We start from the raw sequence: 14,775 nt of genomic DNA on the forward strand, positions 1-14,775 counted from the left end.
TTGACGACCAACCTTAGCGAGCCGGGACGGCCTCCTTCGCGGCGGTCGACGGCGTCACCCGGTCGAGCAACGGCCCGGCCAGCTTCCCGAGCAGATCGAACGAGAAGGGCTGTGTCATGCGGCGATTGACGCCCGGTGCGAGGCGGTGCATGACATACCCGAGCCAGGCCTCGGCCCGCACGGGCACCACCGCCAGGTCATAGCTGACGGCCCGCACCACGGCCCGCGCCACGAGGTCGGGGCTCATCGGTGAGAACGGCAGCTTTTCGGCGAACTCCTGCAGTTGCCTGGTGAGACGTTGGGCCTGTGCGACGAGCGCGGGGTCCACGCCGACGGTCACCGCGCGGTCGCCGATGTTCGTGTTGATGACGCCGGGGCAGATGGCGCTGACCCCGATGCCGTACGGCCTGAGCTCCAGGCGCAGGCACTCACTGAGCATCTTGACCCCCGCCTTGGACACCGAGTACGGCGCCATGACCGGTGTCGGCGTGAACGCCGCCGCCGATGCGATGTTGACGATGTGACCACCCCGGCGGCGCTCGGCCATCTGCGCGCCGAACACCCGGCAGCCGTGCACCACGCCCATCAGGTTGACGCTGAGCTGCTTGTCCCAGTCCGCCGCGGACAGTTCGAGGAACGGCCCGCCGACGACGATGCCGGCGTTGTTGACGACGACGTCGGGCACCCCGTGCTCGGTGCGAACGTCAGATGCGAAGGCCTCCCAGTCCTCCGGATCGGTGACGTCCAGCCGGGCTGCCGACGCGCGGCGGCCGGCGCCTTTGATCATGGCGGCGGTCGCTTGTGCCGAGTCGAGGTCGATGTCGGAGACGACCACGTGCGCACCGCCTTTGGCGAAGCGGATCGCGGTGGCGCGCCCGATGCCGTTGCCGGCACCGGTGACGACCACGAGCCGTGGGTCCAGGCTGTTGATCTTCATCCGGCGTCCTTCGCGGTGGCTGCTACTTGGTGGGCATCGGCGGTGCCGGTCCCGTACCGATACACGTCGAGGTCGTAATGGCGGTTCTGCCAGTACATCTCGCCGTGCGTCGTCGGCCGGAACGGGGAATCACCGTGATAGTCGATGTAATACGTGTTGGACCCTGCGCAGGTGGGCGTGAACAGGACATTGCGCGCCTGTCGGCGGAGGCAGTACCGGAAATAGGCGTCATGGACTTCGCGCCGGATCTCGACCTCCCGGGCGCCGCGACGCTTGGCTTCGGCGATCGCGCGACTCAGGTGTGCCGCGGTGGCCTCGATCATCCACAGGTACGACCCGAGCACGAAGCCGTAGGGCCCGGTGATCATGAACATGTTCGGGAAGCCGGGTACGGACACGCCCTGATAGGCCTGAAAACGATTGACCGCCCAGAACTCCGCGGCATCGAGCCCGTCGCGGCCGACGACGGGGAAGGGCGGCACCGAATCCCGTTCCCACAGTTTGAATCCGGTCGCGCAGATGAGGACGTCCACCTGGTGCTCGACACCGTCGGCCGTCACCACGCCGGTCTCGGTGATGCGCTCGATGGCGTCGGTCACCAGGCTGACGTCACTGCGGTTGAACGTCTTGAGGTAGTCGTTGGACATCGACGGGCGCTTGCAGCCCAGGCCGTAGCGGGGGATCAGTTTCTCCCGGGTCTCCGGATCGCTGACCTGGCTGCGCATCCACGCCCGCACGGGTGCTTCGGCGAGCTTGCGCGTGGCCTCGACCAGCCAACCCGGCCCGGTGAGCATTCCGCCCATCCCGATCTCGGTCGCGACGGTACCGACGGCGCGCAGCGCGGACCGCACCTGGCCGATCTCCAGCACTGCGCGGGAGATGCCGTGAATCGTGCTGTCGGGCTTGGGAAACACCCAGATCGGCGTGCGCTGGAAGACCGTGAGGTGCGCCACCTCGTCCACGATCGCCGGCACCAGTTGCAGCGACGTCGCGCCGGTGCCGATGACCGCGACCCGCTTACCGGCCAACTCGACGTCGTGATCCCACAGCGCGGTGTGCATGAGCACCCCGCCGAAATCCTGCAGACCGGGAATGCCCGGAAGTTTGGGCCGCTCGAGTCCGCCGACCGCCATCACCACGTGGCGGCCCGTGATTTCTGCGCCGCCGTCGAACGTCAACCGCCACATGCTGTTCTGCTCGTCGAACGCCGCTGCGGTCACGGTTGTGTTGAGGCGCAGCTTGTCGCGCAGGCCGTACTTGTCCACCATGTCGTCGGCGTAGTCCCGCAGCTCGTTGCCGGGCGCGAAGACGCGTGACCAGCCGCCGCGCTGCTCATACGAGAAGCTGTAGATGACGGATGGGATGTCCACTGCCACACCCGGATAGGTGTTGGCGTGCCAGGTGCCGCCGACGTGATCCCACTTGTCGACGATGACGAAGTCGTGTATTCCCTTGCGCTGGAGCGCGATCCCGGCGCCGATGCCGCCGAACCCGGCACCGACGATCACCACCTCATGATCGGGCTCGTGTCGCTCCGCCGTGGCCGACCGTGCGGCCTTCGTGCTTGTGGTCATGTCCGGCCCGGCTACCGGACGTAGCCGACGAGCTCGCCGTCGGCGCCGAACAAGTCGTGCTGCCACCGGGCGAGGAGCTCGTCGGTGGGCACGTCGTCGGGGTGGAAGCCGGGCCGCAGGTACTCGGCGATCTCTCCCAGGAAGCCGCGCAGCAGGGGTCCGCGGAAGACGTCGTAGGTCTGGCGCAGCACCGTGATCGGTCGCGGCCATGCCGTCGGGTCCAACAGGATCGACAACGCCACCGCGGCGGTGACCACGGGGATGGTCAGGAAGTACATGAACCACATGACCGCGATGCGCGTGCGCTCGGAACCGCCCACCGACCGGTAGACGTCGAAGGCGACGGACTTGTGCTCGAGTTCCTCCATGGCGTGCCAGTTCAACAGGCGCCAGACCTCGGGATCGCCTGGGATCGCCTGGATTTCGTCGTTCGACAGCACCCGCGCGCCCAGGACCGCGGTGTAGTGCTCGGCGGCGGCCGTCATCGCCAGATGCACCTTCGCCGGGATCAACTTCTCGATGCGCAGCACCACCTTCTGGCGCACGCTCGTCGGGGCGAACAGCAGGAACCGCACGAGGGGATAGCCCATCTCGGCGAGCTGGGTGTTCAACTTGCGGTGCTCCTGGCCGTGCACGGACTCCTGGCCGATGAACCCTGCGACGCGCTTCTTCAGTACCGGGTCGGTGATCTGGTCGGAGAAGCGGCGAACGGACCGGATGAACGACTCCTCGCCGGGCGGGAAGGAACCGGACAGCACCGCCACCAGGTGGCTGAACACGATGTCGCCCTCGACGAAATGCCGGTGCAGCGGTTCGGGTTCGCCGAACCGGAACCGCATCCGCCGCACCTTGGGAAAAGCGACCGCGTGCGCGGTGATCGGGTCAGCACTCATGATCGATTCCTTCCGTTGTGCCGGCTATCTGAGGTGGTCAACGAGGACGCCGTCGGTGCCGAAGAGGGTGTCGCGCCACTGCTGGGCCAGTTCGGTCGTGTCGACGTCGTCGGGGTGGAAGCCAGGGCGTAGGTAGACCGCGAGGTCGGGCAGCAGACCCTTGAATATCGGGCCGGTGAACAGCTCGTACGTCTCGCGCACCAGGCGGTCGGGCCGGCGCCGCGCGACCGGGTCGGACCCGACCGAGACGGCAAGAGAAACGAGCGTCACCGGGAGCAGCAGTGCGCACGCCGCCACCATGACCGCGATGCGGGTGCGCTCGGTGCCACCGACGGCGCGGTACACGTCGAAGGCCACCGACTTGTGCTCGAGTTCTTCCAGCGCATGCCAATTCAGCAGATGCCACACTTCCGGATCGGCCGGGATCGATTGCAACTCGTCACTCGACAACACCCGTTCGGCCAGCACCGCGGTGTAGTGCTCCGCGGCGGCCGTCAATGCCAGATGCACATGAGCGGGCAACCGGTCTTCGAGCCGAATCCGCCTGTCTTTGAAGGATTCTGAATCCCACCACGCGAGGGGGTAGCCCATCGCGATGAGCTTCTCGTTGAGGTGCCGATGTTCCTGTCCATGCATCGACTCCTGGCCGATGAAGCCGGCGACCCGTTTCTTGAGCTCGGGATCGGTGATGCGGTCGGCGAATCGGCGGACCGATCGGATGAAGCCTTCCTCGCCGGGCGGAAATGCGCCCGAGAGACCGGCGACGAAATGGCTGAACACCATGTCGCCGGCGACGAAGTACTTCCGGCTCGCTTCCTCGTTGAAGCGGAAGCGGATTCGCCGGGTCCGGGGATACACCGCCCCGGCGTTCCGCGCTGACCTGGGTTGCGCACTGCGTACGGCCATGCCGCCCGCCTTTCCTCGAACATTCAGTAACTAGTACCGCGAGTTCTAGTAGTTCGAAGTTACGACGGCGTGCGCCATTGCGCAAGGGTTTTGGATAATGACGTTTTCTGAGCGAGCGCGGCGGCCCGGGTGGGCCGGGGACCGGTTCAGTCGGTGGTGCCGAACAACGCCATCTGTTCGTCGGGTGCGATGACGACGCCGCGGGCAGCAGCCGCCGCCGACACCGCACCCCAGATCACGGGCGTCAGTTGCGCGATGAGTTCGTCTTTACCGATCGTCGGCTCGTTGAGCCAGCGCAGCACGCCGAGTGCCACGGCGCCGAGGATCGCGTCGGCCGTGTATTCGAGGTGGTCGCCGTCGCCGCCATGGGCGCGCACCATCGCCGCGAGCACCTCGGTCATCGCGCTCGACAGATTGCGGCCGTTCTCGAGCAGCTTGGTCCGGGAATGGTCGTCGCTGAAATGGGAGCCGACGACGAAGCGAAAGAGGTTGGGCCGCTCGGCCACCAGATCGACGTAGGCGGTCAGTGCGGAACTCACGAGCTCCAATGCCGTCGCCGTGACGTGGAAGCAGGGCATGACGCGCTGCACGATCAGTTCCTGCATGCGCTCGCCGACCGCGGCGAACAACGTCTCCTTGTCGGTGAAGAAGCGGTACAACTTCGGCCGCGGGACGCCGGCGGTTTTCACCACGTCGTCGATAGACAGGTCGGGACCGTACTCGTCGATGGCGCGCAAGGTGGCCTCGATCAGGTCGGCCTTCACCGTCGCGCGATGCGCCCGCCAGCGGTCGGCCCGCGCGTCACCGGTCGGTGCGGACATCCGCACCGCGACACGGGTGACGTCCACGGGCATGGGCTAATCGTAAGTCAGCCAGAGGGCCGTGTCGGGTGGGATTCGCCCGTCGGGCAATGGTCCACTCGCGAGCACCACCCGGCCGCCGGGCATGTCGACCGTTGTGCTGCCCGCGTTCAGCAGGCACACCAGGCCGTCCTCGCACTGGAATGCCAGCAGGTCGTCCGCGGTCGGCAGCCACCGCACCGACCGTCCCAAAACTGTTCGGCCCCGGCGCAATTCGATGGCACGCCGGAAGAGCGACAGTGTCGAATCCGGGTCCGCGGACTGCGCGGCGACCGTCAACGGCCCCCAGCCGTCGGGCATCGGGAGCCACGTCCGCGCGGTCGACGAGAACCCGTACGGGGCGCTGTCGCCGGACCAGGGCAGCGGCACCCGGCAGCCGTCGCGGCCCCGCTCGGTGTGGCCGGAACGCTCCCACACGGGGTCCTGCAGCACGTCGTCGGGCAGCTCGACGTTGGGCAGCCCGAGTTCTTCGCCGTTGTAGACGAACACCGCGCCCGGCAGTGCCAGCATCACCAGCGCCATCGCCCGGGCTCGCGAAAGCCCCTGTGCGCCATCGCCGTAACGGGTCACCTCGCGTTCGACGTCGTGGTTGGACAGCGTCCACGTGGGCGGTGAGTCGGCCAGTTCGGCGGCGGCCAGCGAATTCTCGATCGCCTCGCGGACGGCCGCTGCGGTGAAATCGGCTCGTACCAAACGGAAATTGAAGCCCAGATGCAGTTCGTCGGGCCGGAGGTACTTGGCGAAATCCTCGTTGTCGAACACCCAGACCTCGCCGACGGTGGCGGCGTCGGGATAGTCGTCGAGCACCGTCCGGATGCCGCGGTGAATGGCGTGCACGCCGTCGTTGTTGAACCGCGGATCGTCGACCCGGGTGGTGAGCATGACCCCTTCGGGATCGGCCATGTCCGGCAGGTCGGCCGGTTTCGCCATCCCGTGCGCCACGTCGATCCGGAATCCGGCGACGCCGCGGTCCAGCCAGAACCGCAGCGTCCGTTCCAGATCCGCAGGGACCGCCGGGTTGTCCCAGTTCAGGTCCGGCTGTGCGGCGTCGAACAGGTGCAGGTACCACTGGCCGGGGCTGCCGTCGGGTTCGGTGACCCGGGTCCAAGCGGGCCCGCCGAACACCGACCGCCAATTGTTCGGCGGCAGACCGCCGTCCGGCCCGCGCCCATCACGGAAGAGGTAGCGGTCGCGTTCGGGGCTGCCCGCGCCCGCGGCGAGCGCCGCCCGGAACCACGGGTGCGCCGAGCTGGTGTGGTTGGGGACCAGATCCATGGTGACCTTGATGCCCGCCGCACCGGCGGCGGCGAGCAGCCGGTCGAGCGCCGCCATTCCGCCGAACAGCGGATCGACGTCACGCGGGTCGGCGACGTCATACCCGTGATCGACCATGGGGGAGACCATCACGGGGTTGAGCCACAGCGCGTCGACGCCGAGTGCGCGCAGATGGTCCAGGTGCGCGGTGACGCCGTCGAGATCGCCGACGCCGTCACCGTCGCTGTCGGCGAACGAGCGCGGGTAGAGCTGATAGAAGACCGCGCGGGACCACCACCGCGGATCCGTCATCAGAACGCCGAGTTGACCATGTGCTGGGCGGCCATGTCGAAGTAGTCGAGCAGCGCCTGCCGGTGCGCGTCGTCGATGGTCTCCGGGCCGATCGAGGCGAGCGCGCTGTGCATGCACCGCAGCCAGGCGTCACGCTCGAGGAAGCCGATCCGGAACGGGGCGTGCCGCATCCGCAGCCGGGGATGGCCGCGTTCCTGGCCGTAGGTGCGGGGGCCGCCCCAGTACTGCTCGAGGAACATCCGCAGCCGGTGCTCGGCGCCGTCGAGGTCGTCCTCGGGATACAGCGGGCGCAGGATTTCGTCGTCGCGGACCAGTTGGTAGAACCGCGACACCAGGAGATGGAAGGTCTCCGCTCCACCGACTTCGTCGTAGAACGACCGCTGCGCCTCTGTCACGGTCGCCATTGTCCACGAGGACGTGATGACGCGTTCCATGCGGGACTCGTCACGCGAAGTTCATCGAATGGTCCAGCTAAGACGCCAGAATTCTCGTGCGTTGGCTGTCGATCCGTGGTGAACTGTCAGCACGGAGGACGTATGTCGCAACGGAGGAAGGTCCGCGGCCACAGACTTCACGGCGCCGCGGCGGGTTCGCCTGTGTCGAGCCCGGCACTGTCATCACCCCTGCACGCAGTCGAATCAAGTCCCACCGACGGCTCGCTCTGGGGCCGCCGCCGCGTCCTGCTGCTGAATTCGACCTACGAACCGCTGACCGCGCTGCCCATGCGGCGCGCCGTGATCATGGTGCTGTGCGGCAAAGCCGATGTGGTCCACGCCGATCCGTCCGGTCCCGTCATACACTCGGCGACCCGCGCGGTCGCCGTCCCGTCGGTCATCCGGCTGCGTAGCTATGTGCGGGTCCCATATCGGGCCCGCATTCCCATGACCCGGGCCGCTCTGATGCACCGGGACCGGTTCCGCTGCGCGTACTGCGGCGGCAAGGCCGACACCGTCGACCACGTCGTGCCGCGCAGCCGCGGCGGCGAGCACTCCTGGGAGAACTGCGTCGCGGCGTGTGGCCCGTGCAATCACCGCAAGGCCGACCGGCTACTGAGCGAACTCGGCTGGACCCTGCACGCGGTGCCGTTGCCACCCAAAGGGCAGCACTGGCGACTGCTCTCCGCGGTCAAGGAGCTCGATCCGGCCTGGGTGCGGTATCTCGGCGAAGGCGCCGCCTGACATCCGCACGCGGATTGCCCCTGTCCTCAGCGTGAGCGGTGGGCGTACTGATACGGTTTGCGCGTGAGCATTGCACTTACTCATTCGCTGCTCGGTGGGGTGCCGCTGGCGCTGCTGCTGGTGCTTGGCGCGCTGTTCTTGCTGCGCAAGAGTCCGCATCCGGACACCTACAAGATGACCGACAAGTGGACCCACGCGCCGATCCTGTGGGCGGCCGAGGAACCGGCGGATCACGGCCACGGTGGCCATGACTCGCACCTGACTGTGGGAGGTGGCGCAAGTGGCAAGTGGTAGCCAGACCGAGGTCGCAAACATCGATCCGGCCAACCTGCCGTACGGCTACGCCGTCACGTACAGCGGCCGCATCTCCGGCGTCACCGAGCCCGGTGAGCTGTCGGTGCACTACCCGTTCCCGGTCAAGGACCTGGTGTTCCTCGACGACGCCCTGAAGTACGGCTCGCGCGCCGCGGGCGCCCGCTTCGCCGTCTACATCGGCGACCTGGGTGCGGACACCGCCGCCACCGCGCGTGAGGTGCTGGCCACCGTGCCGACGCCGAACAACGCTGTGCTGCTGGCCGTCTCGCCGAACCAGAAGGCCATCGAGGTCGTCTACGGCGCCGAGGTCCGCGGTCGCGGTATCGAAGAGGCTGCCCCGCTGGGTGTGTCCGCGGCTGCGGCATCGTTCAAGCAGGGCAACCTGATGGACGGCCTGATCAGCGCGGTCCGCGTGCTGAGCGCCGGCGTTTCGCCCGCCTGATTTCATTCACCCTGCCGGGTGCGGACCACTGGTTCGCACCCGGCAGAGTGCTATCCAGGGGCGGCCGACCTGGCGCTGAGGGGTCGTTCACTCACGCGAATGTGCCGTGTCGGCAGGGGCGGCGTGGCGCGCAGCGGGTCAGTGCGCGGCGGGGTAGCGCTTGCGCAGGCGGGCCTCATAGCCCGGCTGCAACGCGGTGCGGCTGATGTCGCCGTCGTAGTGCGCCAGCACGCGGGGATCCATCACCCGGCGCCACAGCGGCGGGCAGATGGCCAGCAGCAGCATCGTGCCGTAACCGCCCGGCAGCTGCGGCGCCTCATCGGCATGGCACAGCGCCTGGTACCGGCGCATCGGGTTGGCGTGGTGGTCGGAGTGCCGCTGCAGGTGGAACAGGAAGACGTTGGCGATCACGGTGTTGCTGTTCCAGCTGTGCCCGGCGCGCACCCGCTCGTACCGGCCATTGGGCAGTTTCTGCCGCCGCAGGCCGTAGTGCTCCAGGTAGTTGACCGTCTCCAGCAGGAAGATGCCGATCACGGCCTGACCGAAAAGCCACGGCAGCACAATGGGTCCGAACCACACCGCCAGGATGGTGAACAGCACGACGCTCAGCAGCCAGGCGTTGAGGACCTCGTTGTGCAGCGACCACTTGGACTTGTGCACGCGGGCGAGTCGCTCGGATTCCAGCTTCCAGGCCGACCGCAGACTGCCGATGACCGAACGGCCGATGAAGGCATACAGGCTCTCGCCGAGCCGCGAGCTGGCCGGATCCTCCGGTGTCGCCACCCGCACGTGGTGGCCACGGTTGTGTTCGACGAAGAAGTGGCCGTAGCAGGTCTGGGCCAGGGCGATCTTGGAGAGCCGGCGCTCGGACATGCCGCGCTTGTGGCCGAGTTCGTGGGCGGCGTTGATCGCGATACCGCCGACCGTCCCGACCGCGGCCATGAGGCCCAGCTTGTCGGCCAGCGACATGCTCACCCAGCCGCCGCCGGCCCACAGCCAGCACGCGAAGATCAGCGACAGATACTGCGCCGGCAGGAAGAGGTGCGTGGCGATCCGGTAGAACGGGTCGTCCTCCAGGCTGCGCAGGTCGCCGGGAGCCTTCTCGGCCTCGGGGCCGACGATGTGGTCGAGCAGCGGGACCAGCCCGAACGTCAGCACCGACCCCGTCCACCAGAACGCGTCCATGCCGGTGAGCCAGACCAGCAGCCACGACAGGCCGACCATTCCGGGGGTGATGGGACCCAGCAGCCACACGTAGCGCTTGCCGTCGCGCCATTTCGACTTGGCAGCGGGGGCGGGCTGGGCGGCGGGAGTGTCGGGCGCCTCGGGCGCGTGGGGTTGCGACGCCTCCTGGCTCGCGCGCAATGCCGACAACACCCCGTATTCGTACCCGTATTCGGCCGTTTGCGCAAATACAAGTCGGTTGCCAGAGCCACTTCCTGTCCGTTTTCTCATCGTTATCCAGCAAATTGTTTGAGCCGTCAGCGCGCGGGGGTATTCGGGATGGTCGCCCGGCCTCGGTCCCGGCGGTTGGGCAGCTGTGGTCCGGTCGCCGCCGTCGCCACCAAACTTGCAGGTAGAGTGCCATACACCGATATGGGTGACGTACGACATACCGGGCGTCGGGCGGGGCGGACGACGCGCTGGCGGCCGGATCCCGCACGGCGGCGGAAACTCCGCGCCATCGTGTAATTTTTGAGATGAATCCGTTATTCGGAGGCCGGCAGGCGACTGGCTTCGGGTTAGCTGGCGGTCAGGCGGAAGGACGATCTTGGCAGTGATGCACGGCCGGCATCGACACATCCGGTGCTGGGGCGCGGCCGCGGCAGGTCACCGATGAGCCCCATCAGCCGGCGCCAGTTCCTCGGCGGTGCGGCGGTGGTGGGCGTCGCCGGGGCGGCGGGTATCGGGGCCCTCGTCGAACGATCACGCGACCGTACGGAGTCCCGCAAGTATTTTTCGGCCATCGTCATCGGCAGTGGCTACGGCGGGGGAGTCTCCGCGCTGCGCCTGGGACAGGCCGGTATCGAGACACTGGTCATCGAACAGGGCCGGCTCTGGGACAAGCCCGACGACGACGGCAAGCGGTTCTCCAAGATGCTGCCCGCCGACACCCGCGCCGGCTGGTTCACGAAGATTCCGCCGAGCCTGGTCACGTCCTTCGGCGGCTTCACCGTCGAGCAGGTGGCCGAGCACGCGCCGTCGCCCCAGCCGATCCAGGCCGGCATCTGTCAGAAGGTGACGCACGGTGCCCACGACGTCTTCCGGGGCCTGGCCGTCGGCGGCGGTTCGATGGTCAACGCGGGCATCGCCGCCATCCCGACGCCGCGCCAGATCGACAAGGCATTCCCCGACATCGGCGCCGACGAGTTCCTGCGCACCTATGTCGAACGCGCCAAGACGTCGCTGAAGATCAGTTACCGCGACATGGCCTGGTTCGAGCAGACCCCCTGCTTCCAGTACGCCCGCGCGGGCCGCAAGTACGCGGCGGCGGCCGGCTACAAGGTCGACTACAACGGCAGCTCGTACTCGTTCGACTACCTGGTCAAAGAGGCGGCCGGCCAGGTGCCGCAATCGTCGCTGGCGTTCGAGCAGCAGTTCGGCAACAACTACGGCCGGTTCGGCAGCGTCGATCAGACCTACCTTGCCGACGCGCTCAAGACCGGCCACGTCACGCTGCGCCCGCTGACCGAGGTCATCTCGATCCGTCAGGAGCGTTCGGGTGAGTTCGTGGTGTCCACCCGCGAGATCGACCGCTGGGGCAAAGAGCTGGCGAAGACCGAATTCGGTTGTGACCAGCTGTATCTGGCGGCCGGTGTGCTCGGTACCACCAAGCTTCTGCTGAAGGCGCGCGAGACCGGGGACCTGGCCCACCTCAATGATCAGATCGGCAAGGGCTACGGCAACAACGGTGACGTGATGGTCGGGCACAACCTGGCCAAGAGCGATCCGGCCGGCACCACCCAGTCCCTGATGGGCATGATCAACATCGACGGCCGCGACGACCCGGACAATCCGGTGTACGCCAGCATGTTCTCCATGCCGCTGCCGGTGGAGACCTACCTGCTCGGGTACTACGTCATGGTCGACACCGGGGACCGGGCCGACATCACCTACGACCGCCAGTCCGACACCGCGACGATCCAGTGGACCGACGCCTTCGCGGCGAACAACGAGGCCAGGGCCAAACAGGTCTTCGACAAGATCCTCAAGGCCAACAAGGTCGACTACCGCAACGATCTCTTCAGCGGAAAAATCTTCGCGCCCAACACCGTTCACCCACTGGGTGGATGCGTGCGGGGCAAGGCCACGGACGCGTTCGGCCGGGTGAACGGCCACCGCAACCTGTTCGTCAACGATGCGTCGCTGATGCCCGGGCACCTCGGCTGCAACCCGTACATGACCATCACCGCGCTCGCCGAGCGCAACATCGAAGGCATCCTGCAGGGCCGCACCTAGCTGGTGGCCAGGTGCGGCCCATGCAGTCGCGTCAGCTCACGTCGAAGGCGCGGGCGCGCAGCGAACGCTCCACTCCCGCACGGCCTTCCAGCACCAGGCGGCGCAGGGCCGGCGGAATCTCCGGATCGGACAGGTACCGGTCGGCGGCGTCGAGGCCGGCCTGGCTGATGTCCCACGACGGGTACAGGCCGATGACCACGGTCTGGGCCACCTCACTCGAACGCCGCTCCCACACCCCGGAGATCGCCGCGAAGTAGCGGTCCCGGAACGGGGCCAGCAGTTCGGTCTGGCCCGGCTGGACCAGACCGCCGACGATGGCGCGCGTGGTGATGTTCGCCAGGGTGTCGTCCTCGATGACCTGTTGCCACGCAGCCTCTTTCACCGCGGCCTGCCGGCGCGCGGCGGCGGCGGCAGCGGCACTGCGCCGGCCGGCGGCCGTCGGATCCTGCTCGGCCTCGGCGTCGATGAACGGCGTCTGCGTGCCGTCCGCGTCGATGACGCCGGCACGCGCCAGCGCCGTCACGATGCGCCAGCGCAGATCGGTGTCGATCACCAGCCCCGGCATGTTGACCGCGGCGGGCTCGTTGTCCAACAGCGTCGACAGCACGGCGATGTGGTTCGGCGCCAGCACCGACGTGCACAGCGCGTTGATGTACGCCAGCTGATGGTCCGATCCCGGCGACGAATCGCGCGCCAGGTCCAGCAGGGCGTCACCGAAAGCGGGCCAACCGATTTCGGCCGCCCACGCCGGATCGGCGTAGGAGGTCAGCGCCGTCTGTGCCTGCAGCACCAGCCGCTGGGCGACGCCCACCTCGGACTCGGCGTGCAGCCCGCTCATCACGAGGGCGACGAACTCGCGGGCCTTCATCTCGGCCTCGCGCGTCATCTCCCACGCCGCCGACCATGCCAGGGTCCGGGGGAGCGGGTCGTCGATGTCGGCGATCCGGCTCAGCACCGTCTGCAACGACGCGGGATCGAGCCGCATCGAGCAGTAGGTCAGGTCGTCGTCGTTGACCAGGACCAGCTTGCCGCGCGAAACCCCCACCAGGGCAGGAACATCCGTCACCGGGCCCTCGACGTCGAGCTCCTCGCGGTGCACCCGGACCAGCTTGCCGGAGCCGTCGTCGTCGTAGATGCCCACCGCGAGCCGGTGCACGCGCGTCTCGCCGGCACCGGGCGCCGCGCCGCTCTGGGTGATGGCGAACCGCGTGAACGCCCCGGCACCGTCGACGTCGAAATCGGCCCGCAGCGTGTTCAGACCCGTGGTCTTGAGCCACTGCTGGCCCCAGTCCGACAGGTCCCGGCCCGACGACTTCTCCAGGGCGCCGAGCAGATCGGCGAACGTGGCGTTGTCGTACGCATGGTCGCGGAAGTAGTCGCGCAGGCCCGACAGGAACGGCTCCAGCCCGACATAGGCCACCAGCTGCTTGAGCACGCTGGCGCCCTTGGCGTAGGTGATGCCGTCGAAGTTCACCTCGACCGCGGCCAGGTCGGGGATGTCCGCGGCCACCGGGTGGGTCGACGGCAGCTGGTCCTGTCGGTAGGCCCAGGACTTCTCCACATTTGCGAAGGTGGTCCAGGCCTGCTTGTACTCGGTGGCCTCGGCCTGGCACAGCACCGAGGCGAAGGTGGCGAAGGACTCGTTGAGCCACAGGTCATCCCACCACCGCATGGTGACCAGGTCGCCGAACCACATGTGGGCCATCTCGTGCAGCACGGTCTCGGCACGCCGCTCGTAGGAGTAGCGCGTGACCTTGGAGCGGAAGACGTAGTCCTCGAGGAACGTCACCGCGCCGGCGTTCTCCATGGCGCCCGCGTTGAACTCCGGCACGAACAGCTGGTCGTACTTGCCGAACGCGTACGGCGTCCCGAAGTTGTTGTGGTAGAAGGAGAATCCCTGCTTGGTCTCGGTGAACAGCCGCTCGGCGTCCATGAACTCGGCGAGCGAGGCGCGGCAGAAGATGCCCAGCGGAATGTCCCCGTGTTCGTCGCTGTAGACGTCGTCCCACCGGGCGTACGGGCCGGCGATGAGGGCCGCCAGGTACGTGCTCATCTTCGGGGTGGTGGCGAATCGATGGACCGTCCCCGTATCTGATGTCGCCGCCGGGGCGGCTCCGGCCGACGTGCCGGCCCCGTTGGAGATCACCTGCCAGTGCGCCGGCGCGGTCACCGACACGTCGAAGGTGGCCTTGAGGTCCGGCTGGTCGAAGCAGGCGAACATCCGCTTGGCGTCAGCGGTTTCGAACTGCGAGTAGAGGTAGACCTCACCGTCGACCGGGTCGACGAAGCGGTGCAGTCCCTCACCGGTGTTGGAGTAACGGCAGTCCGCGTCGACCACGACGACGTTCTGCTCGGCGAGCCCGGCCAACGGCACGCCCGTCGATTCGTCGTAGGCGGACACGTCGATGGGTTGCCCGTTGAGGGTCGCGCTGCGGATGGAGTCGGCCGCGATGTCGATGACGGTGTTGGCGCCGGGCAGGGCGCTGAACGTCACCGTGGTGACGGAGCGGAACGTGCGCTCGCTCGGTGCGCCGGCTCCGTCGGTGAGGTCGAGATCGATGCGGTAGTTGTCAACGGTCACCAGCGCGGCGCGCTCGGCGGCCTGGTCGCGGGTCAGGTTCGGAAGTGCCACGTCACCAACTTAG

Annotated in this window: 13 protein-coding genes; 4 read left to right on the forward strand and 9 right to left on the reverse strand. The window is 67.7% G+C overall.

Annotation, left to right across the window (positions count from 1 at the left end; genetic code table 11):
- Positions 1 to 13: 13 nt before the first annotated feature.
- The 7 genes from ACZ5IQ_RS08185 to ACZ5IQ_RS08215 all read right to left on the reverse strand — a co-directional run bounded on the left by ACZ5IQ_RS08185 (position 14) and on the right by ACZ5IQ_RS08215 (position 7,140).
- On the reverse strand, positions 14 to 937 hold the full coding sequence (locus tag ACZ5IQ_RS08185; protein ID WP_212812349.1) for an SDR family NAD(P)-dependent oxidoreductase: 924 nt from the start codon (positions 935 to 937) through the stop codon (positions 14 to 16).
- A complete protein-coding gene (locus ACZ5IQ_RS08190) occupies positions 934 to 2,511 on the reverse strand; it encodes a flavin-containing monooxygenase (RefSeq protein ID WP_212812348.1) in 1,578 nt (525 codons plus the stop codon). Before ACZ5IQ_RS08190 ends, ACZ5IQ_RS08185 begins: the two co-directional genes overlap by 4 nt.
- 11 nt (positions 2,512 to 2,522) lie before the next feature.
- Positions 2,523 to 3,404 (reverse strand): metal-dependent hydrolase, encoded by an 882-nt coding sequence (locus ACZ5IQ_RS08195; protein ID WP_212812347.1) that lies wholly within the window; start codon positions 3,402 to 3,404, stop codon positions 2,523 to 2,525.
- 24 nt (positions 3,405 to 3,428) lie between these two features.
- Positions 3,429 to 4,310: a metal-dependent hydrolase gene (locus tag ACZ5IQ_RS08200; RefSeq protein ID WP_212812346.1), complete on the reverse strand. Its 882-nt coding sequence runs from the start codon at positions 4,308 to 4,310 to the stop codon at positions 3,429 to 3,431.
- Positions 4,311 to 4,456: 146 nt separating this feature from the next.
- A complete protein-coding gene (locus ACZ5IQ_RS08205) occupies positions 4,457 to 5,164 on the reverse strand; it encodes a TetR/AcrR family transcriptional regulator (RefSeq protein ID WP_212812345.1) in 708 nt (235 codons plus the stop codon).
- A gap of 3 nt (positions 5,165 to 5,167) precedes the next feature.
- Positions 5,168 to 6,736 (reverse strand): glycoside hydrolase family 13 protein, encoded by a 1,569-nt coding sequence (locus ACZ5IQ_RS08210; protein WP_212812344.1) that lies wholly within the window; start codon positions 6,734 to 6,736, stop codon positions 5,168 to 5,170.
- Positions 6,736 to 7,140: a globin gene (locus tag ACZ5IQ_RS08215; RefSeq protein ID WP_212814902.1), complete on the reverse strand. Its 405-nt coding sequence runs from the start codon at positions 7,138 to 7,140 to the stop codon at positions 6,736 to 6,738. Before ACZ5IQ_RS08215 ends, ACZ5IQ_RS08210 begins: the two co-directional genes overlap by 1 nt.
- A 132-nt stretch (positions 7,141 to 7,272) precedes the next feature.
- Between ACZ5IQ_RS08215 and ACZ5IQ_RS08220 the strand changes: the two genes are divergently transcribed.
- The 3 genes from ACZ5IQ_RS08220 (at position 7,273) to ACZ5IQ_RS08230 (ending at position 8,671) form a co-directional block, all read left to right on the forward strand.
- A complete protein-coding gene (locus ACZ5IQ_RS08220; protein ID WP_212812343.1) occupies positions 7,273 to 7,914 on the forward strand; it encodes an HNH endonuclease in 642 nt (213 codons plus the stop codon).
- Positions 7,915 to 7,977: 63 nt separating this feature from the next.
- Positions 7,978 to 8,208: an aa3-type cytochrome oxidase subunit CtaJ gene (gene ctaJ, locus ACZ5IQ_RS08225; RefSeq protein WP_029105398.1), complete on the forward strand. Its 231-nt coding sequence runs from the start codon at positions 7,978 to 7,980 to the stop codon at positions 8,206 to 8,208.
- On the forward strand, positions 8,195 to 8,671 hold the full coding sequence (locus tag ACZ5IQ_RS08230) for a DUF5130 domain-containing protein (RefSeq protein ID WP_020102225.1): 477 nt from the start codon (positions 8,195 to 8,197) through the stop codon (positions 8,669 to 8,671). The genes ctaJ and ACZ5IQ_RS08230 overlap by 14 nt, the downstream gene beginning before the upstream one ends.
- A gap of 138 nt (positions 8,672 to 8,809) precedes the next feature.
- On the opposite strand, the gene ACZ5IQ_RS08235 is transcribed toward ACZ5IQ_RS08230, so the two are convergent.
- Entirely contained in the window at positions 8,810 to 10,048 is a 1,239-nt protein-coding gene (locus ACZ5IQ_RS08235) for an alkane 1-monooxygenase (RefSeq protein ID WP_464481106.1), read from the reverse strand.
- 459 nt (positions 10,049 to 10,507) lie between these two features.
- On the opposite strand from ACZ5IQ_RS08235, the gene ACZ5IQ_RS08240 reads away from it, so the two are divergent.
- Entirely contained in the window at positions 10,508 to 12,130 is a 1,623-nt protein-coding gene (locus ACZ5IQ_RS08240; RefSeq protein ID WP_464481107.1) for a GMC oxidoreductase, read from the forward strand.
- 31 nt (positions 12,131 to 12,161) lie between these two features.
- Here the strand turns inward: ACZ5IQ_RS08240 and pepN are convergent, their stop codons facing one another.
- Positions 12,162 to 14,762 (reverse strand): aminopeptidase N, encoded by a 2,601-nt coding sequence (gene pepN, locus ACZ5IQ_RS08245; RefSeq protein WP_464481108.1) that lies wholly within the window; start codon positions 14,760 to 14,762, stop codon positions 12,162 to 12,164.
- Between the last annotated feature and the right edge of the window lie 13 nt (positions 14,763 to 14,775).

It is taken from the genome of Mycobacterium toneyamaense (assembly GCF_055384815.1).

What these genes read in the sequence shown, in the direction of transcription:
- ACZ5IQ_RS08185 (WP_212812349.1), bottom strand. Translation starts at nt 937, where the DNA reads ATGAAGATCAACAGCCTGGACCCACGGCTCGTGGTCGTCACCGGTGCC.
- ACZ5IQ_RS08205 (WP_212812345.1), bottom strand. Translation starts at nt 5,164, where the DNA reads ATGCCCGTGGACGTCACCCGTGTCGCGGTGCGGATGTCCGCACCGACC.
- ACZ5IQ_RS08215 (WP_212814902.1), bottom strand. Translation starts at nt 7,140, where the DNA reads ATGGCGACCGTGACAGAGGCGCAGCGGTCGTTCTACGACGAAGTCGGT.
- ACZ5IQ_RS08220 (WP_212812343.1), top strand. Translation starts at nt 7,273, where the DNA reads ATGTCGCAACGGAGGAAGGTCCGCGGCCACAGACTTCACGGCGCCGCG.
- ACZ5IQ_RS08210 (WP_212812344.1), bottom strand. Translation starts at nt 6,736, where the DNA reads ATGACGGATCCGCGGTGGTGGTCCCGCGCGGTCTTCTATCAGCTCTAC.
- ACZ5IQ_RS08195 (WP_212812347.1), bottom strand. Translation starts at nt 3,404, where the DNA reads ATGAGTGCTGACCCGATCACCGCGCACGCGGTCGCTTTTCCCAAGGTG.
- ACZ5IQ_RS08240 (WP_464481107.1), top strand. Translation starts at nt 10,508, where the DNA reads ATGAGCCCCATCAGCCGGCGCCAGTTCCTCGGCGGTGCGGCGGTGGTG.
- ACZ5IQ_RS08190 (WP_212812348.1), bottom strand. Translation starts at nt 2,511, where the DNA reads ATGACCACAAGCACGAAGGCCGCACGGTCGGCCACGGCGGAGCGACAC.
- ACZ5IQ_RS08200 (WP_212812346.1), bottom strand. Translation starts at nt 4,310, where the DNA reads ATGGCCGTACGCAGTGCGCAACCCAGGTCAGCGCGGAACGCCGGGGCG.